The sequence below is a fragment of the Arenibacter sp. F20364 genome (assembly GCF_023015905.1).
In the GTDB taxonomy this organism is placed as follows: domain Bacteria; phylum Bacteroidota; class Bacteroidia; order Flavobacteriales; family Flavobacteriaceae; genus Arenibacter.
The window spans coordinates 19,183-44,800 of record NZ_JALKBD010000035.1; the positions used below are offsets into that span (position 1 = coordinate 19,183).

The following is a 25,618-nucleotide window of genomic DNA, read 5'->3' on the forward strand; positions in this document are numbered from 1 at the left end:
TGACCATTTAAAGAATTCACAATGAAAAACTGCATCACTCTGGTAATGGTGTTTTTTACAACCTTTATCTTTTCGCAAGACAGGGCCGAAACCAATATCATGTCCTTTAATATTAGATACGATGAACCAAAGGACAAGGACCAAAACTGGCACCACAGAAAAGAAAATGTGATAAGAATGCTCAAGTTTTACGATCTGGATCTAATTGGATTCCAAGAGGTTTTGCTTTCCCAATTAAATTACCTGAAAACCAATTTGCAAGATTATGATGTGGTGGGTGTTGGCAGAAAGGATGGAGTGGACAAAGGCGAATTTGTCCCCATATTCTATAGGAAGGATCGCTTTAAAAAAATTGAATCAGGAACTTTTTGGCTCAGTGAAACCCCGGATAAAGTAAGTAGGGGATGGGATGCCAATTTGGAGAGAATTGTCACCTGGGCAATTCTTAAGGACCAAAAACGCCAGGGGGAATTCCTGATCCTAAATACCCATTTTGATCATAGGGGGAAAGTAGCCCGATTACAAAGTGCTAAATTATTGAAATCAAAAATAGTGGAGATTGCCAAGGGAAGGCCCGTTATCCTTACAGGGGATTTTAATTCTTTGCCAGAATCGGACGCAATTATCGGCTTAACAGATTCAACGGATAACAATAGCCTGGTAGATTCAAAAAAGTTGGCCAAACTAAACTATGGTCCCAATTGGACCTCCGCAGGCTTCGATACCAAACCGTTTGAACAAAGAAGGGTAATCGACTATATCTTTTTAAAAAATATCCCAGTAGTTCATAGATATGCCGTTTTCACTGAGAAATTAAATGAAATCTGTTTGTCGGACCATTGTCCGGTCTTTGTACAAATTGAAATGTAAACAACCGTAGTTTGTCATGATACTTCCCCCATAGAATGTTTGGAGTATATATCAAGCATGAAAGAGGTGAAAGTATTACAACATGGTTCTATGAACTGGGAGCCATATTTCCGATTGTATTTAAAGTAAGGAATATGACTTTAACTTTGTAATATTCGATTCTTAAAGAATGTATTTTAAAACTAAAAAAACATATTTTATCAAAAAAAATTACAACTTCTTTATGAGAAATAAAATCAACATCAGAAGTATTTTTTATACGATTACTTTGTTGCTTTACTCAGCTCAATGGATATCCGCCCAAAATCTTGAGATTTCTCATGGGCCTTATCTTCAATACGTAACCTCTAATGAGGTAACCATAGGTTGGAGTACTTCTAAAAATACTATATCATGGGTTGAATACTATGTAGAAGACGGGTCAAATTTTTATCAAAAAGAAAGAGAAAAAATATTTGATGCATCCGATGGACTTAAGAATATAAGTTTATTGCATAGTGTGACACTAAAAAACTTGAAACCTGGGACAAAATATGCCTACCGCATCTATTCTCAAGAAGTGAAAGAAGATAGGAGTTTTGGAAAAACGGTGGCAACCCGAGTATATAAAAGAGAACCGCTTTATTTTACGACACAGCCATTAAAAAAAGATCAAATATCGGTTGTAGTACTTAGTGATATGCATGAAAATACGGCAAAAGTAGGTAGCCTTTTGAAAGGAGTTGAATGGGATAAAACAGACTTTGTTCTATTGGATGGAGACTTTGTAGATTCCTTTGAATCAGAATCGGATTTATACGGAGGTGTGCTGGATACATGTGTCAATATATTTGCTCAAAAGAAACCGCTGGTCATTGTAAGAGGAAATCATGAAACAAGAGGTATAAAGGCACATGAATTAAAAAAATACTTTCACTTCCCTGAAGACAAATATTATTATACCTATAAAATAGGAAATACGTTTTTTATTATATTGGATTCAGGTGAGGATAAGGCTGATTCTGATATAGAATATAATGGATTTGCAGATTTTGATGCATATCGTAGCGAACAGGCCAAATGGTTATCAGAAGTCGTAAAATCAGATGAATTTAAAAATGCCGAACATAAAATAGCTTTTATGCATATTCCACCCTATGATGACAACAGAGGACAAGAATGGCATGGGGATCTTGAAGTAAGATTAAAGTTTGTACCAATACTTAACAAGGCGGGTATTGATTTAATGGTATCTGGCCATACACACCATTTCTCATTTCAAACTCCAAAGAGTGAAGAAAATAATTTTCCCATTCTAGTTGCAGACCATAAGACTCGATATAATCTCTTAATTGATAAAACAGGAATTAAAATTAAAGGAATTGACATCGATTCAAAAGAGGTATTAAATATGTTTATTGAGAAATATAAATAGGTTTCTAATATCTAAGAAAAATAAGGAAACTAAAACGGAATCATTAAACATTTGCTAATCGAGTGGAGATCTTCGACCATAAGTTGGGAATGGTGTGCGCCTCTCACACCAACCCCACTCTTGATGCCGGGTAGGCAATGCATACTGGTTTCACCTGTCTGAATGACGTTAATTTTAATTTTTTACAGCTATGGAATACACAAAAATCATTAATTCAAAAAATAAGTTCCCTAAGTATCATTTTGGTTTACGGGGATTTAGACAACTATCTTCATTCTCATTTCTGCAATTGGTATTACTGCTATGTGCAATACTTTTCAATGGCCCGGCAGCGGAAGCACAATTTCGAGCCGCTGTAGTGAAAGAAGATATTACTCCCTCCAACTCGCAATACTTGCTTGGCTATGGTGAACGGAAGTCCACAGGAGTTATGGATAAAATCTATCATCAAATTGTAGCCATAGATGATGGAACGACGCAGTTCTTTATAGTATCATCAGATATTTGTCTTTATTCACCTTCAGAGTATGATAAGGTAACATCCCGGCTTCAGAAGGAATATGGCATTGATCCATTAAATGTGTGGTGGTCAACTACACATACACATTCCGCTCCGGAAGTTGGGGTTTTTGGCCAATATGGTATTTATCTTGGCGACCGAATTGGCCATACTGTTGATTCAGTTTATACAGCCATGGCTGAACAAAAGTTGATTGACGGTATTTTAAAAGCCCGTAAAAATCTTGTTCCTGCACGGCTTGGTATAGGGTGGGGGTTTTCTCAAGCAAATATCAACCGTCGCGCTATAGATGAAAAAGGAAAGGCTTCTCTTGGTATGAATCCTGGTTTGCCCGTTGACCGGAGGATAGGACTGCTTAAGCTCGATAAAGAAGATGGAACTCCACTTGCTTTGATCGCCAATTATGCTATGCATGGCACTGTGCTTGGTCCGGAAAATACAGAAATCAGTGGTGATGCGCAAGGAGTTGTTTCGGAATATGTTGAGCAAAAAACAGGTGTTCCTATGCTTTATATTAATGGTGCGGCAGGCAACATTGCACCTATTTATAGCGTGTATCCAAATGCCCAAGCGGGGCACCTAAGTCAATTCAAAGTGTTATTGGGGGACAAGATATTGGAGGCTAACAAAAAAATTGAGACTGATGTAGATAGTATAAAATTGGTTACAGGTTCTCTAACAGTAGAAACACTACGGAAACCTGGTATGGAATGGTCATCAGACCTAAGTAAATACACGAATACGACGAAATCTGGAGTTAATATGGTCAAGCTCCCGGTGAGGTTCTTAAAGATTAATAAGGATATTGCCATTTGGAGTGCTCCTATTGAGCTTTTTTGTGAAGTGTCCAATGAAGTTCGAAGCCGCTCCCCTTTCCCGTTTACCTTTTATTTCGGATACACTAATGGCTGGTTTGGTTATTTGCCTACGGCATCAGCATGGCCCCATGGCGGATACGAAGTAGAAATGGTTTCACCTTTTACATCTTCTGCTGCAGGAGATCTCACAGAGTCGGTTGTCGGTTATTTACAGGGAGAAATGCAGACCCAGCAATCACCTGTTGGAACTAAGCTACAGCAAAAACGAAAAAGATAACCCATTATAAACAGCATGGATCAATGAAAGAGTTGTTTTAGAACAATTTAATAATCGATAATCAACCATTTGCATTAATTAATATTTGAAATGTATTACAACACTATTTTAAAAAAAATCTTTTATCATTATTTTTTCATCTTTTCGATGATAAGCATTTTATCTTGTGAAAATAAGACGGAAACGGATTCAATCCCGGTGGAAGCAAAAGATGCACTTTCAACCTACCAGATTGCTGATGGTTTTAAGATCGAGATGATTGCTGCCGAGCCTTTGATCTCTGATCCTGTAGATATGGAAATAGATGAATATGGGCGTATGTATGTGGTTGAGATGCACGGATACCCCCTTGACAGAAGTGGTACTGGTAAAATAATACTTCTCACCGATTCAAATGGAGACGGAATTATGGATAACAGAACAGTTTTTGCAGAAGATCTTGAACTTCCTAATAGTATTATGAGATGGAAAAAAGGTGTATTGGTTACAGATGCCCCTAATGTTTTATATCTCGAAGACACCAATGGCGATGGGCAGGCAAATGTTAGGGATACAGTACTTACGGGTTTTGCTTTGTCCAATCCTCAACATAATGTAAACAATCCAGTATATGGATTGGATAATTGGATTTACCTAGCACACGAGGGATCCGTATCCACACAAAAGTATAAGGAAGAGTTTGGTGACGAAGGGTCGGAAATCATTTTCCCGTCCTCACCTGGTAGCGCTAGTTTGCCAAAGAATGCCAATGGACTTTCCGTTCGCTTTCGGCCTGATCAAAAACAAATTGAAATGACCTCAAGTCGTTCCCAGTTTGGCCATACTTTTGACGTATGGGGGCACTGGTTCGGATGCAACAATTCCAATCAGGGATACCAGAAAGTCATAGCAAACCGCTATTTTAAAAGAAACTCGGCCTTGCCAATTTCTGATGCGGTGCAAGATATGTCCGATCATTTGAATGCGCCGGAGGTATTTCCTACCACTATCCATCCTGATCGCCAATTGCTGTCCGGGGTTGGGATGATGACCTCGGGGAGTGGACTTACCGCATACCTGGGTGGGGAATTTCCAGCACCCTATAATGAAAATGTAACCTTTATAGCGGAACCTGTGTATAACCTGGTCCATGTTGACGTACTTGAAGATAGCGGAACGAGCTTTACTGCGAGCCGAATCTTGGAACAAAAAGAATTTCTTTCCTCGACCGATGCCTGGGCGAGGCCCGTAAACTTTTATGTGGGCCCTGATGGTGCACTCTACGTCTTGGATTATTACAGAAAGGTTATTGAATCCCCCGAATGGATGGCCGATGAAGCAGTCGCTGCAGGAGGCCTGTATGCCGGTTCCGATATGGGCCGCATCTTTCGTGTTACTCCGACAGACGCCAAACCTGCTGAATGGACAAAAGGGTTAAAGCTAGGTGATGCAAGCGATAACGAACTGATCGCGAATCTTGCCCATAAAAATAATTGGTGGAGGCTCAATGCCCAGAGACTAATGGTCGATCGTAATGACAAGAAATCAATTCCAGGGCTAATCCAGATGGCAAAAAATGCCTCCTCTGACATCGGACGTCTTCATGCACTTTGGACATTGGAGGGGATGGATTCTCTCGAACCTTCTTTAATTATAGAAGCCTTAAAAGATCCGGTTGCTGGAATAAGGGAAAACGCTATTCGTTTAGCTGAATTGCATCTGTCCTCTTCACCGCAGTTAACGGATACATTGCTTAGCTTACAAACTGATCCTGACGCGAGAGTAAGATTTCAATTATTGTTAACACTGGGTTTTGTAAATACACCTCAATCTGTTGAGGCCAGAACAAAATTGTTGTTTGAGGATATTGATGATAAATGGGTTCAGATTGCAGCACTGTCTGCCGGAGCCGAAACTTCATCTTTATTAAATGTAGTACTTGCAAGATTTCGTTCTGAAATACCCGCCTACTCGTCATTGGTCCAACGACTTGCATCCATGATAGGGATTACCGGAGGTACTGACAATATTTACCCATTAATTCAACAAGCAACAACTCCCGATGATATAAATTTAGAAAGTAATGTTGCTATTCTTGAAGGATTATCCCAGGGACTAAGGAACAGAAAATCACCATTGCAGATCTCTCCCAACCTTCAAAAGAGGTTGGTGCGGACCTTCTTTGAAAACAGTTCATCCCAAACGCGAACTGCCTCCTATCATGTATTAAAAGTAGGGGGGATATCAGAGGAATCATTGAAGGACCAGTCCATAGAGAAAGCACTATTGATTATAAAAGATACTATTCACAAAGCGGATAGAAGGGCTGACGCCATCGATTTTCTCGCTCTGGGCGATCCTTCCGATTATGTGTCTATTCTTGAGAAGTTACTTGTCCCCCAAGAACCATCCATAGTGCAATTGGCAGCTGTACGGACGCTGAACTTAGTGCCGGGTACTTCTGTGAGTCAATATATTATTCGACATTGGCAGGAACTTACTCCAGAAATAAGGGACGCGGCAATAGAAACTTTTATGGGCAAACCTGAGCGGGTCAATTTGTTGTTAACGGCAATGGAAAAAGATTTGATCTTGCCAAACAGTGTTAGCTATTATGGCAGTGTAGGTTTAATGATGCAAACCGATAAAAAACTACGTAATCGAGCGAGAGCGATTTTTACACGTAGCCAGGAAGAGGGAAAAAAGGTAAATGAAAAGTACCAACAGGCCCTTAATTTAACGGGAGATCCATTGAATGGTAGAACAGTGTATGCACAGAGTTGTGTGATTTGCCACCAGATAAGGGGAAAAATTGGCCTAGATATCGGTCCTGATCTTGGATCGGTACATAGTTGGACGAAAGAAGATATCATGGCCAATATACTTGATCCAAATTTATCTATATCAGCTGGCTTTGATCTTTGGAATGTTGAATTGAATACGGGGAAATCTGTTCAAGGTATTATTAAAAGCGAAACTCCCACTGCGATTACACTGGTCAACAGCGGGAAACCGGACATAACAATTAATCGTGAGGAAATAAAAACTTTGAAAACAGCAAATGTTTCAGCTATGCCTTCAGGTTTGGAAAAAAATATAGATCAACAACAAATGGCAGACCTGCTTAGTTTTTTACGGCAAAATTGAATGAGTAGAAAATTTTTGAGGCCGTCATTTTTAAATCTTTATATATATCATGAAAAAGAAATTGTTTTTTATTGTAATCGTTTTCCTTTTTTTATTGAATACTCCTTATATATTAGGTCAACCACTCCCTACTTTTAATTCTGAACATACAGGTCTTTTCCGTGCATCAGTTGTAAAAGTAGATGTTACGCCCGAACCGGGTGATTCAAAATGGTTACTGGGGTATGGCCCAAGAGAGTCAACGGGTGTTCGTGACCGTATTTATCATCGTATAGTGGCACTTGACGACGGGCTTACTCAGTTTTTTCTGGTACAATCTGATTTTTGTGTTATGTCACCTTCCGAATATGACCACGTTGCTACTATGCTTCAGCGAGAACTCGGGATCGATCCATCAAATTTTTGGTGGTCTTTATCTCACACCCATTCTGCCCCCGAGTTAGGGGTTCCGGGATTGCCGGAAGTTTTTATGGGAGAACGTTATAAGCATGAGGTGGATACTGATTATGAATCATTTGTTGCACGTTCACTGGTAGATGGCATTATTGAGGCCCGCAGTAAATTAGTTCCGGCGCGTCTAGGTGTAGGCTGGGGATTTTCGATGGCAAATATCAACCGGCGCGCTATAGATGAAAATGGAAAGGCTTCTCTTGGTATGAATCCTGATCTACCTGTGGATCGCAGAATTGGTTTGATCCGGCTGGACAAGGAAGATGGTACGCCAATTGCTTTGATCGCCAACTATGCGATGCATGGCACTGTATTTGGCCCGGATAATACAGAAATCAGTGCAGACGCACAAGGAGTAGTTGCGGAATATGTTGAGCAAAAAACAGGTGTCCCTATGCTTTATATTAATGGTGCGGCAGGTAATATTGCTCCTATTTACAGTGTTTATCCAAATACCGGATCGGGGTACCTAAATCAATTCAAATTGTTATTAGGGGATAAGATTCTTGAGGCTAATAATAAAATTTTATCTACTACCGATAAAGTAAAACTATTTACTAGTTCTTTGATATTGGAAACACCCCGAAAAGCCAATTTGGGATGGCCTTCTGATCTGGATAAATATACACGAACAACAAAATTCGGAGCTAATTTGGTAAGACTCCCTGTACGATTCCTAAAGATTAATGAGGATGTTGCGATCTGGAGTTTGCCTGTTGAGCTGTTTTGTGAAATTTCCAATGAAATTCGTGATCGCTCTCCCTTTCCCTATACTTTTTACTACGGCTATACCAACGGATGGCTAGGGTATCTTCCAACAGAAAAAGCATTTCAACATGGGGGATACGAGGTAGAGGTGGTGTCTCCTTATACTCCATCTGGTGAGCGTGATTTAAAGGAGTCTGTTTTGGGATATTTGCAAGGTGAGATGCGGAGCATTAAAACTTATAATACCAAGACAGATGTCGTTAATAGGCCTGAACTAATTCGATCGGATGCGGATGGCTCATTAAGGCTCACTGCCAGAAAGGGCTATGCCCAAGGACCGGAAATTAAATATATGCCCGAATGGTCAGCCTTTGGGTGGTTTACTTCAGAAGATAGAGTAGATTGGCATGTGGACGTGGAAAGGGCGGGCAACTATGAAGTAATCCTTGAATGGTCCGTTTCGGATGAAGAAGCAGGAAAGGAATTTCTTCTAAAAGCAAAAGGTCAAAAACTGACCGGAATAGTGGCACCTAGCGGATCATGGGAAACGTTCAAAGCAGAAAAGGTAGGTTCCATTCATCTCAGGGCAGGCCGTCAGAAAATCGTGTTCATGGCAAATAAACATTTTGACAAAGGTGCACTATTAGACCTTCGGGAAATAAAACTAAGAATAGTCAAAGGGCAATAGTCAAATCTCGATTATCGAGATTTGACTGCTCCGACCCTTGCCTGCCCGTATCCATTCAGGCGGGTTTCGAAATCTAAAATGAGGATCCTTTCAATGTCTTTCGGGTCTGAACAGCGGTAGTTTATTTATGGAAAATCCAAGCCTGTTTGGGCTTTGGAATAAATAAAAAATCAGCAAATCTAGCTGCTTGGTTTTGATTTTGCAGCATTGATCCTGACACTTTAATGATAGTGATTTTTAGACTTTATATCCATTAATTTCCTATTTTTTGGAAATAACTCCATGCCTAATATTATTTAAATAGTTCTCTTTTTATAATGATTCCTAAAATCCGATGGTGAGGATTTTGTTTTCAATTTAAACACCCTTGAAAAGTAAGCGTAATCATTAAAGCCTAAGAAATCGGAAATTTCCATTAAAGAATCCTCTGAATGTACCAAAAGCCGCTTTGCCTCCAAAATAATACGTTCATTAATAAGTTCCAACGGTGTTTTGTCTAAGGAATAGTTGGTGATTCTATTTAAATGCTTTGTAGTGATATTCAGTTTATCAGCGTAAAACGCGACCGATTTTTCGCTTCTGTAAAACTCTTGAATCAGTGTTTCCAATACTCTTAGGGTTTTAAGGTAGGTGGTTGACCCGGCAATTGTATAGGATTCAAAATTAGTATATAACCTAGCCAAATCGATATAGGCAAGATTAATAAGACTACATAATTTTTGCTCCTTGTAGGTGGCACTAGTATTATATTCAAGATTTATTTCTTTAAAACGACTCTTAATTAATGCCAATTCGTCCAATGTCAACTGAAGGTTTGGAGGATTTTCATTGGAATAATAAAATGGAAATTGAGTGATTTCGGTGTTTGAAAAGCCATATTCAAAAAATTCCTTTGTGTGAAAAAATATATATCCCTCGGGAGCACTCTCAAATTTCCATAAATGGGTTTGGCCGGGTTTCAAAAAAAATACACATCCAGGTTGAATAGCGTAATGATTGAAGTCGATCTCATGGATACCTGTGCCTGCCGAAAATACTACACATAAAAAGAAGTCATGCCTATGCGCACTATGAACGAATTTGCTGTTTTTTCGTAAATGTACTGCCAACTCGTTACTATAAACATCCTTGGAATTGATTTCTTTGTCAAACTGTTCAATGTTCAGGATAGGAATCACAATGCGTTTTTTAAAATGTCTTAAATGTACAAAAAATGGAGTGTATTGTGTAAACTAATAAGTATAATATTTTCCGAACTTTGTGAGCGTAAAAACTTTAAAATTGAACTATTTCGGGCGTATATTGATTAAATGATATTAAAAATGAAATTTTTAAAGGGAACAAAGGTTTATGGTATTTTTTCAGGTACATGTCCTGTTTGTCAAAACGAAAGTATGTATACGGAACCAAATCCATACAAGCTTCAAAGTACTTTAAAAATGAAGGAAAGATGTGCTATTTGCAATACTAAATACAAGATTGAACCGTCCTTTTTTTATGGTGCCATGTATGTAAGCTATCCTGTTGGTTTAACCTTTGCTTCAGCAGCATTTGTATTGGGTTACCTAATTTTTGATTTCAGTTTGGTGACAACATATTGCATTATAGTGGCCGTCATGGTAATTTCGTTACCAATTATCCTAAGAATTTCTAGAAATATTTGGATTAATATGTTCAAGTCTTATGGGAAGAAGAAAATTGAATCGGAATAAAATAGCATTTGTTATCATTCCGAATTACAATTTTCAATTCATATAAGGATTCCATTTCAACACACTCCTATTGTAGGCACCACAATTTCAAAATTATACATCAAAATTTTCGAAAAAAGTATAGGGACGTTGTCTATAAGGGTCTGTCCATTTCACGCATGTATATACGGCCGTTATGACCTTACTTACTAGATAATTTAATCGGTTTTTTGTAAGCTACATTTTATAAATCAAGCTTCTTTTTCGGGTAGAGAAAGATATACTTCACTTATGGATTAATTGAGGTAATCATGATCAATTAGATAAAATAGGGGTATGACCTTATAGGTTTCTCAATATTGGATCTAAAACTGGCCAGTTAATACTCTTACCAGCAATTATTAAATACTTGGCTGTCATTAAATGTGGTTCAAACTATGCTGGCTTCCTTAATGTTTAATTAATTATTCGAGGAGGGAAGTATTGCCAATCGAAGTGGAATTCTCGCCTAACATCAGCACAATCCCTTGTGATAAATTTGCACTTTAATCTTAAAAATTTAATTATGAAAAAAGTAGAAAACAAGAAGGATTATGATAGCTTAATAGCACAGGAGAAACCTGTATTATTGGATTTTTACGCGGACTGGTGTCCTCCATGTCAGGCATTATTGCCTGTCGTTGAAAAACTCTCGGAAGAGTACAAAGGAAGTGTTGAAATTCAGAAAGTAAATATCGATGAAAACAAGGAATTAGCGTCACAATTTCAAGTGAGAAGTATTCCGGCCTTATTCTTTATCAAGAATGAGGAGATAGTAGATCGAGTAGTTGGATTGACTTCAGATAGCGTGTTAAGGGAAAAAATAGCAAAAGTTCTTAATTAAAAACAAGTTATATGAAAATAGTTGGCAAATTGAAATTATTGTTGCTCGGAGTATTGAATCTACAGCAGGAAATAATTCCTGATTCCCATGATACTAAGAATTATTGTGATGGACATGCACATCATGATTTTTATTGCGCAGACAAAATGTCCTTTGTTTTTAGTAGAATAAGGTAGAGTAGGAATATAGTTTGGAATCCAATAATATTTAATTCGAATTTTGGTAAGGAATTGTCTAAGAAGGCAATTCCTTTCTTAATTATAAGTGAGTTTTCAATATTCTATACCTCACTAATCGGATGGGGCCAATAGTCCCAATTCATTAGAATTTATGAATTTGTAAAAGGAAGTTATCAAGGCCCTTTATGTGTAACAATGATGTGGCTTTTTAGTTCCCTAATAAAAAGCAGAAAGACATTAGAATCATTTTTGATTTTTGCAAGAAGGAACATGGAAATTATAAAACACAGTAAAGGATAAATAGTCCAATATAATTTAGGTGTTTTAGTGGTCAATAATATAAAAAAATGTGGTTTGAAGCATGGAGGTCATCCACTTTTTTGTTCAAACCACATTTTGCATAATAAAAGACTTATTTAATAAGCATCTTGTTTAGAAGTTAAGGTACGTGTCAGGGAATTAATTCTAGGCTAAACTGATCTTTAATGACTTGCCGACTGATATATTTAACAAGTAATTATAGTATGATTTTTACAAGACTATTTTTCCTTTACTTTTATGTATGCCAAGGCTTTTATTTATCAAGTTCCTTTACAAGATCCATAGTAGTGTAAACTTTGCTCGATACCATTTTATAATTGGTCTGGGCAGCCTGATTTCCGTCCAAACCAGGTAATTTGGCCGATCCTGTGGCATCGCCGACCACAGCAACCTCAAATCCGGCTTCAATAAGATCCCTCATATGGGATTCGGCACAAAGATTACCGGACATCCCGGCCAAAATCACTTTGTCTATTTTTTGCTTTCTCAATTGAAGTGCAAGGTCATTGGACTCCGGACCAAATACCTTATGGGGACTTGTAACTACCACCCTGTCCTTTTTGATATACTTTTTATATCTGGGCAGCCAATCCGCTCCCGATCCTTCGAATCCTTTTACATTCAGTTGATCCCCTCGATCGAACATGGAAATGTTGTGCATCAACTTTTCCAAGGTGCCCTCGAACTTCCAAACATGGTCGTGCTCATAATAGTAATGTGGGGAGATAAAAACGGGGATATCGTGTTTTTCACCAAGTTTAAAAATGGTCTCCAAATTTTCAATGGTATTGTTCTCCATTACACTTTCCCCCACGGCTCCCCAAGCCACCCCATCTGGACTTAGAAAGTCATTTTGGGGATCAGTGATGACTATTGCCGTATTACCGTCTATTACAAATCCGGGCTCTGGTAATTGGGCAAATAAGTCGTTGGTAGTTGTTGTTAAAAACGCTAATAATAGCATTGATTTAATGAATGTAATTTTCATGATATATGTATTAAGGATTAAAATGTGTTTCTAATTAATATAAATTGCACTCGTTGCATGTCTTTCAATGTATAAGGTGTCAGCCTCATGGACTTCATGCATTTGCACTAGATGAATAAGCCTGTATCGTCAAAAAAATCCTCCATGTTCTCAAGATTCTCACAATGTCTGGCTTCTTGGAAATTGTCAGTTATTAATGCTGAAGTCTTTTGTTTCCGAGAGGGCTGTATGATTAATTTTAAAGTGTGCATTATGTTCATAGTCTTTCAATTTTATTTTTGGAAAAAGGACTTGCTTTAGGCATTGTAAACTGAGTCCTTTATTGGATGTGTTTTTTTTGTGTCTGATAGAGGTGTTGTATGTAGCTTTAACTACATGTATATCAAGCAGATAACATATTAATGTGATAGGCTTTCCTGAATTTCAATGGAGGTATACCGAAATTGGTTTTGAACAATTGGGAGAAATGACTTGGATTATCACAGCCAACACCCATTCCCACTTGTATTATACTATCTTCTGTGGATATTAGAAGCTTTTTTGCATGTTCCAGTTTTAGCCTCATTATGAATTGGTGGGGTGTTTCTCCCGTTGTTTTCTTGAAAACCCTTATAAAATGGTGAAGGCTTAGTCGAGCTACTTTAGCCAGTTCGGAGGTAAGAATAGGGCGGTCAATATGTTTTTTAACATAGTGCTGTATTTTCTGAACCAGGAAAGGTGTTAGCCCCATTTGCAAGTTACAACTAAGCTCCTCTTGCAAATAATACCTTTTCACAAGGAGGTCTGCCATGGTGGCTATCATATTTTCCAGATAGGATTTATCTTCATTTGGACAAAATAGCAGTTCCTGTACCAGATAGAGGGTAAGTTGATTGCTTAAAGGACTGTCCAAAATAGGTATAGGTTCGAACCTCTCAATTTCCATTTCAGGTTTCATAGTTCCAAAAACACCGTTATGCATACCCAAGACCAAAGGAGTCTTGGGCTTAAAATTCGGCATAGGATTCAAAGTATAGATAAATTGGTAATTCTCACCGGACACCGATTCTTTCTTTGATTTTTTCCCATCTTCTATAAGAAATAGAATAATTGGGTATTTGTGCACAAGATTTTTGATGGATTTCCTGTCTAATATTCCCTGGTGGATATGGCTTACGTATTTCATGTTTTCTTTTTTTTTACGGTTTGCAAATTGTTTTTGAAGCGTTCCATAGTACCGGTTTGTTGGAAACGTTTCAATGTGTCTTTAGATTTGTTCACTAGTTTTTAGACTTGTGTTTTAACCTGTGCTATTAAGGTGTATCCTGCAGGTTCCACAAATAGCACATTTCAAAAGTAATACGCACCCCACCGCTTTACTAGCTACTTTTTCCCAGTGAAGACGTTTTTCTTCCCAGTGTACAGGCCAAGGCTAAATTTTGACGTTTTGATAGGTTTTATAAGCTGTTTTTGCGGTTTTTTCAGCTTTTGAATCGCAGGGGTATGCTAACATTCTTCTTAACGTAGCGGTTTAGCTTCTTATCGTTCCATTGAATTAAATTGAAATTAGTAAATTGTATTCCAAATAGATACCTAATGAAACCGATCAGAATTAAAGGTATAGACCTTAAATTTAGTTTGTCTTCGGATATGTGTCTGATAGAAGAAACGACGTCTGGAGAAATCCAAACGGTATTGATTCAGAGCTTAGCTGAAACTTCTTTTTTTAAAAGTGTCGGAATAAGGGATTTGGTCTCTCTGAGCCCTGAAAGGGTAACTTACCATGTGCCTTTGCCGGCCAAGAAATTTCCCAAAGCCCCCAAAACTCAAAACGAATTCATCGATTATCTCAATCGGGCCATAGTTCTTACAAAGGCGATTCTTGCCGTACATCAGGCCAAATATTGCTTTGGCGTACTCAGTGACAACCGTATTATGATTGGTCGCAACGGAAAGCTTATTGTTCTTGGCCTTAATCTACTTCAAAAGGAGTATTCCAAAAATGATTTAACTAAGTATCAAGATCAATATTTCCATTTTCTTGCTCCTGAGTATAGCAAGCGAAGCAATGTAAAACCGGACCATAGGGCGGACTTTTATGGTTTGGGGGTTCTACTTCATTATTGGCTTACAGGAGAACATTTTATAAAAGCAAGTGATAAGCAGGAAGTCCTATATAAACACTTAACCGAGCCTTATGAGGTAGATTGGGCGGAAGCTACCTGGCAGCACACTGGGATTTATGTAATAATCCGTGGACTTCTGGAAAAAAAATTGGAAGACCGTTACCAATCTGCCCATGGAATTTTGAGGGATTTGACAAATCTACAATTCCGGCTTAGCAGAGGAGAATTTGAAGACATTCCCAAATTAAGTACTACCTACAATCCAGGGGTAATTAATGTTTCCCAGATACTTCTCGAAAGGGAAGATGCGCTTAAAAAGTTGTTGGACATATATTATGAGATTCGTGAAGGGGCATCGGCTGTGGTTTTCTTGGAGGGTTCATCCGGGGTAGGAAAGACACGTTTGGGCAAAGCCTTTGAATCTGCCATTGCAGAAACAGATGTACTTTTCTCGATGGGAGGATTTGATCAGGCCCAATCCACCCCATATCGTGCAATTCAACGCGCGTTCCAAAATGTCGCGCAAAGAATATTACTTAAGTCAGGTCGAAGTCATTCCGAAATCCGCGATATCTTAATTTCTGGACTGAAATCAGATTTGTCAGTCTTGTTCGAACTAATACCGGACTTAAAGGAACTTACAGGAAGCCTTCCGCCGCCAGAGGAACTGGGACCATTGGAAACAGGGGATCGCTTTATGAACTGCTTCGCTCGTTATTGCCGTACTTTGGATGGTATTGGGTTAAAGCGCGTCGTCTTTTTAGACGACGTTCAATGGTGTGACCCTTCGTCAATGAAACTGTTGGAGTATATGGCATTGGCCCCAATTTCACGGGTTATGTTTGTGCTCTCCTATAATCCGGATGGCATGTCAAAGAATCATGCTTTGCGGCAGTTTCAACTTAGACTGCAAAATGCCAATAAGTTCCTGCCCATCATTCTGTTGCAGCCTTTGAGCCCTGAAGCTACACAGCAAATCGTAGTAGATTCCTTATCCGCAGAAAGTGGGCATATCGATGATTTGGCAAATGTAGTTTATAAAAAAACCAATGGAAATCCTTATTATATTCAACATTTTCTGGAATCGCTTCAGGAGGACAAAGTCTTGACTTACGATAATGTCGGACATTGCTGGCAATACAATTTGGAAAGTGTAAAGCAGCAGGAAGTGGCTGAGAATATGGTAGCCATATATGCAAAGCAACTACTAACGCAATCTTATCAAGCCCAAATATTACTAAAGGTGGCGGCTAACAACAACGGACGGTTTAATGTACCTTTGTTAGCTTCTATCTGTAATTTTCCAGAAGAAATTGTTATTCTTTTTTTGGAATTATTGACCGAGGCAGGACAGCTTACAAGGACGGATGGAGGCCATGTTTCATACGCCTTTAACCACAAAGGAATTCAACAAGCGGCCTTATACCTGAAAATACCAAGTTTTGATATTACGCATGAAGCTTTGCACTATGCCTTGGCCAAGTATCATTTGGATAAAGGAAAGTTTAATGACTCTATCGGATTGAATCAATGCATAGAACATTTGCTTCAGTCCCGTAGCCTTTTAGAACGGGAAACTGTCGTTCGTGCTATTGGCTTCATATTACAAGCCGGGCAATTGGCCAACGACTCCAATTCACCGTCAACGGCCCGAAAGTATTTGGATTTTGCTTTGGAATTGCAGGAAAAGTTCAATTTGGACACCTTTGTCTTTGAGGTTCTGTATGGACTTGCCAAGGCATGCTATCTCTTGAAGTCCATGGAAGAAGGGAAGACATACGCACAGCGTGCCCTGGAAGCCTCTTCTGGCGTAAAGCAAAGTCAAGAGGTATATCTTTTGAATTTAAAGTTCTATGAAGCCTATTCGCGATACGATGAGAACATAGAAGAAGGTTTATGTGCACTCAAGGCATTGGGTGCCCCTTTGGGGATGGCAAATGACGATATGGAACTTACGGAAATCATTGATTTGGAATATGAAAAATTTCGGAACGCCCTTTCCGATGGCTTTGAGGGTTTTATGGCCAAGGACAATGTCCCTTCAGAAGTAAAACGGTACGAGATGGTCTTACTAGTGAACATGTGTACCTCTGCACATCGCTCCAATCAAGACTTGTATGCTTTGATTCTACTTAGGCTGGGAAGGCTAATGTTTCTAAATGGGGCAATTGATTCAACACCCTTTGCCCTGATTCATTTGGGTTCACTGCTTTGTTATAGATACGGGGCTTATGCCAAAGGTCTGGAATTGGGTGATTTAGGATTGAATATGTTGGATGCTACTGTCTCTCACAAGTATTATACACGAACATTGTCCGTATACCATATTTCAATGAGTCCTTTCCGGGAAAAGTTCAAGGTGCTTGAGAATGATTTGGATTTGGGAAAAGAGTATTGTATTGAAAGGGGTGATTCCCAAGGTGCAAACAATCTAATGTATGCTAAAATTCGGAACCGATTGTTGTCCGGTGTAGAAATCAAGGGTTTTCTTAGGTTGTGTGATGAATCCCTGGACACCTTAGGTATCAATTCCCATAAAGGGTTTACTGCACAGGTTTTTTTGCTAAAGACCATAGGCCATATGTTGGGCGGGCACAGTTCTAAATTTTATGCCCAGAACAAGAAAAGGGCATTACGGTATATGGAAGAATGCAATTGTCAAGCTTCATTGGCAAGTTACCATATACTTGTGGGGTGGGTGTATTGTCTGGAAGGAAACTATGGGAAGGCGGACCAATATTATAGACAACATGAAGCAATTTTGCAATACGCTACCTCAGAACCCCAGTTTTTTAGGTATCGCATCCTGCAGTCGGTTTGTGACCTTATGTTATTGAAGAGTCCAGATGAAAATGTCTTTACCCGTGTTGCATCAAGGCAGGAACACCTAAGGAATTGGACAGAAACCTTACCGGATAATTTTTGGGCGGAATATCAGACGGTAGAGCTCTTAATGGCATGTAAAACGGGAGACTTTCAAAACTTAACGGATAAGATCGAGGATGCACTTAGATTTACGGAAAGCAGTGGTCATATAGCTGCCAGAGCCTTATTGACAGACGTCCTTCAAAGGGCTTTGCCAAAGGAGCGATTTGGATTTTTAAAGATTGCCCTTAAGAATGAAGCTGTTAGGGTATTTGTATCTTGGGGGGTGAAACTCGGGGAAACCAAAGATAAGATACACCCGCAAGTGACTTCGGAAATTTATAGTAATCAGGCACTTGGCTTTGATTTCCAGAGCTTGATAAAAGCTACTCAGGCGATTTCTGCAGAAGTTAATCAGGACCGACTTGTGCAATACCTTTTACAGGTTGTAATGGAAAACGCAGGGGCCGATAAGGGCGCTCTTGTTTTACTAAATGATTCCGAGCCAAATGTGGCGGCCTTTATTGATTTAAGCAATTCCTCCAATATACGATTTTCCGACTATGATTTAAGTACATCGACCAACTTACCAATTAGCTTGATTGAACATGTGATTTTAAGCAAAAAGGAATTGTGTATAGACAATTTAGCGGAGTACTATACCAGTTCGGAATTTTCCGGCTCCACTACAACTGGTTCCTTGTTGTTATTACCTCTTATTAAGCAGAATGACCTTATTGGAGTGTTATATATTGCCAATAGCCAAATGACAGGGATGTTTACCGAAGGAGGCCTGGAGGTGTTGCGCGTTATTGCCTCACAAGCTGCCATCTCTATTGCCAATTCAATTCTGTACGAACAAGCCATAAACTTAAACCGGGAATTGGCAACTTCCCAAAAAGAGCTTGCAAAACTCAATCAGGCTCTGGAAGGGAAGATCAAGGAACGAACACAGCATCTACGACATGAAATCGAGATGCGGAAGGAAGCGGAGCGAGACCTTATTTTTGCCAAGGATGATGCAGACAATGCCAATAAGGCAAAATCACAATTCCTGGCCAATATGAGCCATGAAATACGTACTCCTTTAAATGCGATAGTAGGATTTGCACAAATTTTGGCCAACCAGAGTAAATCCCTTGATTTAACTTATTCCTTTCGCCGATACCTAAGTAATATTTATCAAAGCGCTGAATCTCTTTCTGAAATAATCCAGGATATACTGGATCTGTCCAAAATAGAGGCAGGTAAAATGGCTATCTCTCTAGAGGATATGGACCTTAGGCAATTGTTCCTGTCTGTTTACCGTATTCAAAATAGTCTTGCGAAAGCCAAGGAAGTGAGAGTGATTTACGACATGGCTCCCGGTACTCCACGTTATATACGTTCGGATCGGAGCAAAATCAAACAAATTTTGATGAACATTATTGGTAACGCCATAAAATTCACCCCGCCTAAAAATTGTGTTAGTCTTAATTTAAATGTTGAAGGGAGTTTTTTAGTATTTAAAGTTTCAGATCAGGGAATTGGTATTCCTTCCTCTGATTTGGAGAGGATTTTTGAACCTTTTACCCAGGCTGATGCTGGAACTGATAGAAAATATGGAGGGACCGGTCTTGGACTAGCTATAACCAAGAGCTTGGTTGAAAACCTAAAAGGTAGTGTTAGTGTGGAAAGTGAGGAGGGGAAAGGTACTTGCTTTACTATTCGGATCCCCTATGACTTGGCTACCACCTCCCAATCAGAGCATCCAGAAGTATTGTTCGCCAACTACAGGGTACCTTTGACCAGTAAGATTCTGGTGGTTGAGGATCATCCTTTGAATCAAGAAATGATTCGTGCGCTTTTTGCCGAACTGGGATCGGAGATCCTCGTGGCAAGTAATGGGAAGGAGGGTATTTCTATTGCTAAACGCTTTAATCCGGATATTATATTTATGGATATCCATATGCCTAAGATTGACGGATTTGAAACACTGGTCAAGATACGTAAATTTAACCATAAAGTACCAATAATAGGGTTATCTGCCGATGCCTTCAAGGAGCATCAGGAAGCCGCACTCAAGGCAGGGTTTTCGGCATATCTTACCAAGCCTATTCAATTGGGGCAATTGGTTGAACTACTTAAACGTTACCTGCCCGAAACAACGGAACCTTCAAATAGGGTAGAGGTTCTTAATGCAAAACTATTGGAACAGAAAATTAACGCCCTGGAGACCTTAAGAAGTCTGCCAATTTTTGAAACCGAAAAGTTGGTTACGGTGGCTGGAACTTTGAGCGATATTTTGCCGCCAAATGTGTTTAGTAAATTGGAGGATGCCATATACACTGGTGATGATCTGGCATTACAGGAATTTTTAACCAGTACTTTGGATGCCAAATAGCGGTTCTATTCTTATAGTGGACGACAACCGTCAAGTGCTGGAACAGGTGAATCACGTTCTGGCAGATGCCGGGTACAATATCTCTTTTATTCCAAAGGGACAGTTTCTCTTCCAGCGGCTGTCCAATCAACAATTTGATTTGGTACTATTGGATGTAAACCTTCCGGGGCTTAGCGGCTACGAATTATTGAGACAAATTAGGGCAAACCCAAAATACCAATCACTTCCAGTGATTATTATTAGTGCGGAGGAAGAAGATGAAACGCTTTCCAAATGTTTTGATTTAGGGGCTAACGACTACATCAGAAAACCAATATATCATGAGATACTAAAGGCTCGTGTAAGATCGGTGATATCTGCCTCCAGGTTCCATCAAAGTGAAATAAATCAGCGACGACATGAGGCTCTTAGAGCGCGTATGAAAATGTTGTCTTCCCAAATGAATCCTCATTTTATTTTCAATTCACTCTCCTCCATTCAGGAATTCGTTTTGGCAAACGAAACAGAAAAGGTGCTTGACTTTCTCTCCGAATTTGCTGGTCTGATGCGGCAAAATCTGGAAAATTCCATGGTCCCGCATATTACGCTGTCAAATGAAATTCAGTTTTTGAATACCTATTTAAAACTTGAGAAAGCTCGGTTTAACCATATCTTTAACTATGAGGTCCGAGTAAAGGTTTCTACCCCGGAAAATATAATGATTCCTCCCATGCTTATCCAGCCTTATCTGGAGAATGCCATCATTCATGGGTTGCGCAAATCTACCAAACCTGGTCTCCTCATTCTGGAAATTGTGGAAACAAAGAACTTGATCTGCTGTACTATTCAGGACAATGGAATAGGAAGGGAAAAGGCTTCTACAATCAAAGGAAAACACCATAGATCCGTTGCCATGTCCAATATTGAAGCGCGTTTGGAGCTATTGAAGATGGAATTTGGAGGGGATGAATTTAGTGTTATAGTGGAAGATTTGTTGGAGGGAGGGAAGCCTGCGGGTACTTTGGTGAAACTTTCTTTGCCCAATGATCTACATTAACCTTTTGAGTAATTCCTCTTTTTTTCTCACGGATACGTCTACATGGGACCCATCTTTTAGGATTAGATAGCCACCTTTGCCTTTGACATATTTTTTAATGTGATCCAGATTGACCATATGCGATTTATGTACCCTAAAAAAATTACAGGATTCCAACAATGGTTCAAAATCTCCCAGCGGTTTGGAGACCATTATCATCTTGCCGTTATCAAGATAAAAGTTGGAATAGACGTGATTGGCCTCCACACGAAGCAATTGGTTGGCTTCTACGAAATCGATTCCTTCAGAAGATCTAAGGGCAATTTTGGTAAATTTCCTGTCCTGTATTTGCATATTTTCCCTGAGCACTTGGTATTCTCCCCCTCTGGAAGGCGCCTGCTTAGCAAGAATTTTGGCCGCGCGTGCAACAGCTTGCTTCAATTCTTGAATATTTATGGGTTTTAAGAGGTAGTCCAAGGCCGCATATTTAATGGCATTAATGGCATAAAGGTCATGGGCCGTAGTAAAAATGACCTCAAAGGGTGGTTCCTCAAAATGCTCAAAAAGGGAAAAACCGTTTCCATCGGGCATTTCAATATCTAAAAATACCAGATCTGGCCGCTCCTTCTCGATCAGGGAAATTGCTTCGTTTATGGAAAATGCATGACCGGTCAGATTTACATTAGGGCAAAATGTTACCAGCATTTTTTCAAGTATATCGTGATGCCGCTGTTCGTCATCCACTAGAATTGCACTAATTCGGGGGTCCATTACAGGTAATATTAGAATTAATCACCTAAATATAGAAAAATTTGTATAAATATTTTTATTTTGCGTTCATAACCAGGGATTTATACATGACTTTAGGAATTGGAAATAAGGCACCGGATTTCGAAGCTACTACAACAGAAGGTAAAATTAAATTTCACCAGTGGCTTGGGGATTCTTGGGGTTTACTTTTTTCCCACCCGGAAGACTATACACCTGTGTGCACCACCGAGTTAGGTGTTGTAGCTCAGTTGGAAATGGAATTTTCCAAACGGGATGTGAAAGCCATCGCCTTGAGTGTTGATAGCTTGGAATCCCACATGGGCTGGAAAGTAGATATTGAAAATTCCATGAATGTATCCGTGCGTTTCCCTATCATTGCGGATGTGGACGGGACAATCGCTAAGCTATATGGGATGATTCACGAAGGCGTTTCCAGTAAACATACGGTGCGTTCGGTTTATATAATCGGCCCGCATAAGGACATACAACTTCAACTTACCTATCCAATGGCGATAGGAAGGAATTTCGATGAAATTTTGCGTGCGGTAGATGCCCTTCAATTACACGCCGAACACCATGTACTTACACCGGCAAATTGGACTCCTGAAAAGGACGTACTGTTAGATCCCAATGTGTCCGACAATCAATTGGATGTACAATACTCTGATCCCAAGGGCAAGGGAGTTCCATACCTTCGATTTTCAGGAGATCCCTCCATCAAAAATTAGTTTTCCATTGCACAATTAAGCTTTCCAAGAATCCTCTAATCCATTTTTTCTTATACCCCCTTATTGGATACTATTTGGATTTAAAATTAAAAGTCCAGATTAATTATGATTAGGCGTTTTAAAACTTCAAAAACGAACACCACATCAATTTATACCAAACCTTGTACATGATTAAAAGGAATACATGATGATTCCAATTTGTCTGCCAAATGTTGACACCCACCTACAAAATAAACAGTCCTTCTGACTACCATTTTATAGTTACTAGACCATCGATAGAAATTTGATTACCCTTGACGACCCTAAACGTTTGTAGTACGATAAATCAAGCACCCTCTAAGCAAATTCTAAACATTTTGGCAAATAAGGTAAAGTATGTATTCCAAATTACATGGAGATTTACAGTATCTAAAATTGAATAAATATACAATTAACTAAAAGAAAAGGAGACATCATGAATTCTACAGAAAAAGCAAACCAAGGAAAGGAAGTCGCGCAATTACCAGTATCGGGATTTGAAATTGACCGTCATACGGCGATCGTAATTGTAGATCCACAAAATGATTTTTTAAGCCCTGATGGCGTAGCATGGGGTGCTGTTGGAGAAAGTGTTATGGAAAATAATACCGTAGACAATATTGAAACCTTATTTCGGCTAGGAGTCGAGAATGGAATACACGTTTTTGTCTCTCCCCATTATTACTATGAGCACGACCATGGGTGGCAGTTTGAGGGTGCCTTGGAAAAACTGATGCACAATATTAATATGTTCGATAGGGGAGATCAATTGAATGTAGAGGACTTTGAAGGATCTGGTGCAGACTGGCTTGCTAGGTATAAGCCTTATATAAATGATGGTGAGAGGGTTACTGTGGTGAGTCCACATAAGGTATATGGCCCAGAGAATAACGATTTGGTCCTGCAATTGCGCAAACAAAAGATTGACAAGGTAATACTTGGCGGAATGTCCGGAAATTTATGTGTGGAGTCCCATATGAGGGAACTTTTGGAATGTGGATTTGAGGTCGCTGTGGTTGGCGATGCGACAGGTTCCGCCAAATTGCCCAACCTTGATGGAGACCAGGCAGCCCAAACAAATTTTGTAATGATGGCAAGCGAGGTCTATACCACAAGTCAATTGGAGGTAGTGTTGGAAGCTCGTAGGATTCTTTCAGAAGAATAGTTAAGGGTTGATGAATGGGTCGACCCATTTTTACGATAACGTCTTAGTGGTGTTTAATTAGTTTGGTTTGGAAGGGAGGTATGTTTAAAAATGCCTCCCTTCTTTTAAAATATACAATATGGAATTCAATTTTGAACTTTGGTACCTTTTTCCTGTATCCATTGCGATATCCACTACTGCTATGGCCTCAGGAGTAGGTGGAGCCATTTTCTTTTCCCCGCTCTTTATGTTTGTTTTGGGTCTGGAGGCCCAGGTCGCTATCGGTACGGCCTTGTTGACGGAACTTTTTGGTTTTACCTCTGGGGTGATAGCCTATTTACGGAGTAAATTAATTGATTTTAGTCTCGGATTGGACATATTAAAGTATTCCATACCCGCAGCCATTATGGGAGCTTTAATATCACCTATTGTTCCTGCCTACATCCTTAAGATAGTATTTGGCATAGGGATTCTCTATATCGGGATTCAGATATTACGGGCCCATTATAAAGCTACCTCCTTACCAAGCCAGACTGTTGAAACCGATAGTTACGTTGAATCCACTTGTCTTGTGGATCGCTGGCATCGGGAATTCAGATATACCTATTGCAATAGGCCGATAGCCCGATTCTTTGGGTTGCTAGGAGGGGCATTTGTTGGTCTAATCTCGGTGGGGTTGGGTGAATTAATAGACTATCATTTGGTTTCGCGATGCAGAATTCCAACACCGGTAGCGGTTGCAACCGCAGTGTTTACTGTGGTACTGACAGTATTGATTGCTTCCACAGGACATTTCTATCAATTCTTTTTTCACGCTCAAGAAGGGGTTTTGCCACAAATCACCAATGTGGTTTTGTTTACGATCCCCGGTGTTCTAATCGGAGGGCAATTAGGTCCACGATTACAAAAGGTTCTTCCTGAAGCCCATCTAAGAATTGGGTTGTCTGTATTGTTCATGCTAATAGGATTACTAATGCTGGGGGTCCATCTTGTATATCCCAATGGATAGCAATTTTACTATAATCCGGCAATTACCAATAAAAATAGCAGCTACTAAACTATGATTTTTGTAATGGATATAGTGACTGTGCAGGTTCTAATGACTTTATAAATATTTCAACTTAGGGAAGTATTTCCTTCTCTAGAAAACTATAAAATTATGTTTCCAGAAAGCAATATTAACCGTTTGCCATTAGTGTTTAAGGCCGATGCCGGCAAAAACTATTTCCAATTTCACATAAACGGCCAGCTCGCCTCACTTGAATACTACATGAAACAGAAGGGTAGAATAGTTTTGGAAAGACTTGAAATATCCAAATATCTCAATAAGGTTGAGGTTGGAAATGCCCTGATCGAACGGGTGTTGGAATATGTTCATCAGGCAGATTTCAAGATCGTAGCAATAGACCCTGAGGTAAAGAAATACCTCCAAAAAAACTCCCAGTACCAAAAGTTGGTGGCTTTGGATAGTCCATTAGATCATTATGCCAAGCCAGTGGCTTAAATAAAATTATAATAAAATTTAATAATTGAAAATATGGAAGCAATAGTAAAATCAACGGGATTGGATCCTCAAATGTGGTCCATTAGACACAAGGATTATCTTTCTATTATGGCTCGTCGTAAACTTCCGAGCGACTTGGTAGAGGATATTGT

The 25,618-nt window shown here is 39.3% G+C and carries 18 protein-coding genes; 14 read left to right on the top strand and 4 right to left on the bottom strand.

Annotated features, from left to right (window positions below):
• Positions 1–21: 21 nt before the first annotated feature.
• From MWU84_RS20370 to MWU84_RS20390, 5 genes are all read left to right on the top strand, one after another.
• On the top strand, positions 22–870 hold the full coding sequence (locus MWU84_RS20370; RefSeq protein ID WP_246905130.1) for an endonuclease/exonuclease/phosphatase family protein: 849 nt from the start codon (positions 22–24) through the stop codon (positions 868–870).
• 223 nt (positions 871–1,093) lie between these two features.
• Entirely contained in the window at positions 1,094–2,284 is a 1,191-nt protein-coding gene (locus tag MWU84_RS20375) for an FN3 domain-containing metallophosphoesterase family protein (RefSeq protein ID WP_246905132.1), read from the top strand.
• 190 nt (positions 2,285–2,474) lie between these two features.
• Positions 2,475–3,899: a neutral/alkaline non-lysosomal ceramidase N-terminal domain-containing protein gene (locus MWU84_RS20380; RefSeq protein WP_246905134.1), complete on the top strand. Its 1,425-nt coding sequence runs from the start codon at positions 2,475–2,477 to the stop codon at positions 3,897–3,899.
• Between the two features lie 147 nt (positions 3,900–4,046).
• Positions 4,047–7,025: a PVC-type heme-binding CxxCH protein gene (locus MWU84_RS20385; RefSeq protein ID WP_246905136.1), complete on the top strand. Its 2,979-nt coding sequence runs from the start codon at positions 4,047–4,049 to the stop codon at positions 7,023–7,025.
• Between the two features lie 49 nt (positions 7,026–7,074).
• A complete protein-coding gene (locus tag MWU84_RS20390; RefSeq protein WP_246905139.1) occupies positions 7,075–8,871 on the top strand; it encodes a neutral/alkaline non-lysosomal ceramidase N-terminal domain-containing protein in 1,797 nt (598 codons plus the stop codon).
• Between the two features lie 296 nt (positions 8,872–9,167).
• Here MWU84_RS20390 and MWU84_RS20395 read toward each other — a convergent pair whose 3' ends face one another.
• Positions 9,168–10,049 (bottom strand): AraC family transcriptional regulator, encoded by an 882-nt coding sequence (locus MWU84_RS20395; protein WP_246905141.1) that lies wholly within the window; start codon positions 10,047–10,049, stop codon positions 9,168–9,170.
• Between the two features lie 144 nt (positions 10,050–10,193).
• Between MWU84_RS20395 and MWU84_RS20400 the strand changes: the two genes are divergently transcribed.
• The 3 genes from MWU84_RS20400 (at position 10,194) to MWU84_RS20410 (ending at position 11,621) form a co-directional block, all read left to right on the top strand.
• Positions 10,194–10,583: a DUF983 domain-containing protein gene (locus tag MWU84_RS20400; protein ID WP_246905142.1), complete on the top strand. Its 390-nt coding sequence runs from the start codon at positions 10,194–10,196 to the stop codon at positions 10,581–10,583.
• Positions 10,584–11,091: 508 nt separating this feature from the next.
• Positions 11,092–11,445, top strand: coding sequence for a thioredoxin (trxA, locus tag MWU84_RS20405; RefSeq protein WP_348647881.1), 354 nt, complete (start codon positions 11,092–11,094; stop codon positions 11,443–11,445).
• Between the two features lie 11 nt (positions 11,446–11,456).
• Positions 11,457–11,621: a hypothetical protein gene (locus MWU84_RS20410; protein ID WP_246905144.1), complete on the top strand. Its 165-nt coding sequence runs from the start codon at positions 11,457–11,459 to the stop codon at positions 11,619–11,621.
• Between the two features lie 577 nt (positions 11,622–12,198).
• Here MWU84_RS20410 and MWU84_RS20415 read toward each other — a convergent pair.
• Positions 12,199–12,933, bottom strand: coding sequence for a cysteine hydrolase (locus MWU84_RS20415; protein ID WP_246905145.1), 735 nt, complete (start codon positions 12,931–12,933; stop codon positions 12,199–12,201).
• Positions 12,934–13,315: 382 nt separating this feature from the next.
• Entirely contained in the window at positions 13,316–14,098 is a 783-nt protein-coding gene (locus MWU84_RS20420; RefSeq protein ID WP_246905146.1) for an AraC family transcriptional regulator, read from the bottom strand.
• Between the two features lie 410 nt (positions 14,099–14,508).
• Between MWU84_RS20420 and MWU84_RS20425 the strand changes: the two genes are divergently transcribed.
• The gene (locus tag MWU84_RS20425; RefSeq protein ID WP_246905148.1) at positions 14,509–20,286 is read left to right on the top strand and encodes an ATP-binding protein; all 5,778 of its coding nucleotides are present in this window, start codon (positions 14,509–14,511) and stop codon (positions 20,284–20,286) included.
• The gene (locus MWU84_RS20430) at positions 20,276–21,322 is read left to right on the top strand and encodes a response regulator (RefSeq protein ID WP_246905151.1); all 1,047 of its coding nucleotides are present in this window, start codon (positions 20,276–20,278) and stop codon (positions 21,320–21,322) included. Before MWU84_RS20425 ends, MWU84_RS20430 begins: the two co-directional genes overlap by 11 nt.
• On the opposite strand, the gene MWU84_RS20435 is transcribed toward MWU84_RS20430, so the two are convergent.
• A complete protein-coding gene (locus MWU84_RS20435) occupies positions 21,314–22,072 on the bottom strand; it encodes a LytTR family DNA-binding domain-containing protein (protein ID WP_246905154.1) in 759 nt (252 codons plus the stop codon). The two genes, MWU84_RS20430 and MWU84_RS20435, sit on opposite strands and share 9 nt — an antisense overlap.
• A gap of 86 nt (positions 22,073–22,158) precedes the next feature.
• Here MWU84_RS20435 and MWU84_RS20440 point away from each other — a divergent pair, with 86 nt between their 5' ends.
• From MWU84_RS20440 to MWU84_RS20455, 4 genes are all read left to right on the top strand, one after another.
• The gene (locus MWU84_RS20440) at positions 22,159–22,800 is read left to right on the top strand and encodes a peroxiredoxin (protein WP_246905157.1); all 642 of its coding nucleotides are present in this window, start codon (positions 22,159–22,161) and stop codon (positions 22,798–22,800) included.
• Between the two features lie 454 nt (positions 22,801–23,254).
• The gene (locus MWU84_RS20445; protein ID WP_246905161.1) at positions 23,255–23,983 is read left to right on the top strand and encodes a cysteine hydrolase; all 729 of its coding nucleotides are present in this window, start codon (positions 23,255–23,257) and stop codon (positions 23,981–23,983) included.
• A 118-nt stretch (positions 23,984–24,101) separates the two neighbouring features.
• Positions 24,102–24,971 (top strand): sulfite exporter TauE/SafE family protein, encoded by an 870-nt coding sequence (locus MWU84_RS20450; RefSeq protein ID WP_246905163.1) that lies wholly within the window; start codon positions 24,102–24,104, stop codon positions 24,969–24,971.
• Between the two features lie 150 nt (positions 24,972–25,121).
• Complete coding sequence (locus MWU84_RS20455) at positions 25,122–25,466, top strand: N-acetyltransferase (protein ID WP_246905165.1); 345 nt, start codon at positions 25,122–25,124, stop codon at positions 25,464–25,466.
• Positions 25,467–25,618: the final 152 nt, after the last annotated feature.

What these genes read in the sequence shown, in the direction of transcription:
- MWU84_RS20440 (WP_246905157.1), top strand. Translation starts at nt 22,159, where the DNA reads ATGACTTTAGGAATTGGAAATAAGGCACCGGATTTCGAAGCTACTACA.
- MWU84_RS20420 (WP_246905146.1), bottom strand. Translation starts at nt 14,098, where the DNA reads ATGAAATACGTAAGCCATATCCACCAGGGAATATTAGACAGGAAATCC.
- MWU84_RS20450 (WP_246905163.1), top strand. Translation starts at nt 24,102, where the DNA reads ATGGAATTCAATTTTGAACTTTGGTACCTTTTTCCTGTATCCATTGCG.
- MWU84_RS20415 (WP_246905145.1), bottom strand. Translation starts at nt 12,933, where the DNA reads ATGAAAATTACATTCATTAAATCAATGCTATTATTAGCGTTTTTAACA.
- MWU84_RS20445 (WP_246905161.1), top strand. Translation starts at nt 23,255, where the DNA reads ATGAATTCTACAGAAAAAGCAAACCAAGGAAAGGAAGTCGCGCAATTA.
- MWU84_RS20385 (WP_246905136.1), top strand. Translation starts at nt 4,047, where the DNA reads ATGATAAGCATTTTATCTTGTGAAAATAAGACGGAAACGGATTCAATC.
- MWU84_RS20455 (WP_246905165.1), top strand. Translation starts at nt 25,122, where the DNA reads ATGTTTCCAGAAAGCAATATTAACCGTTTGCCATTAGTGTTTAAGGCC.
- MWU84_RS20425 (WP_246905148.1), top strand. Translation starts at nt 14,509, where the DNA reads ATGAAACCGATCAGAATTAAAGGTATAGACCTTAAATTTAGTTTGTCT.
- MWU84_RS20390 (WP_246905139.1), top strand. Translation starts at nt 7,075, where the DNA reads ATGAAAAAGAAATTGTTTTTTATTGTAATCGTTTTCCTTTTTTTATTG.
- MWU84_RS20375 (WP_246905132.1), top strand. Translation starts at nt 1,094, where the DNA reads ATGAGAAATAAAATCAACATCAGAAGTATTTTTTATACGATTACTTTG.
- MWU84_RS20430 (WP_246905151.1), top strand. Translation starts at nt 20,276, where the DNA reads ATGCCAAATAGCGGTTCTATTCTTATAGTGGACGACAACCGTCAAGTG.
- MWU84_RS20380 (WP_246905134.1), top strand. Translation starts at nt 2,475, where the DNA reads ATGGAATACACAAAAATCATTAATTCAAAAAATAAGTTCCCTAAGTAT.
- MWU84_RS20435 (WP_246905154.1), bottom strand. Translation starts at nt 22,072, where the DNA reads ATGGACCCCCGAATTAGTGCAATTCTAGTGGATGACGAACAGCGGCAT.
- MWU84_RS20400 (WP_246905142.1), top strand. Translation starts at nt 10,194, where the DNA reads ATGAAATTTTTAAAGGGAACAAAGGTTTATGGTATTTTTTCAGGTACA.
- MWU84_RS20410 (WP_246905144.1), top strand. Translation starts at nt 11,457, where the DNA reads ATGAAAATAGTTGGCAAATTGAAATTATTGTTGCTCGGAGTATTGAAT.
- MWU84_RS20370 (WP_246905130.1), top strand. Translation starts at nt 22, where the DNA reads ATGAAAAACTGCATCACTCTGGTAATGGTGTTTTTTACAACCTTTATC.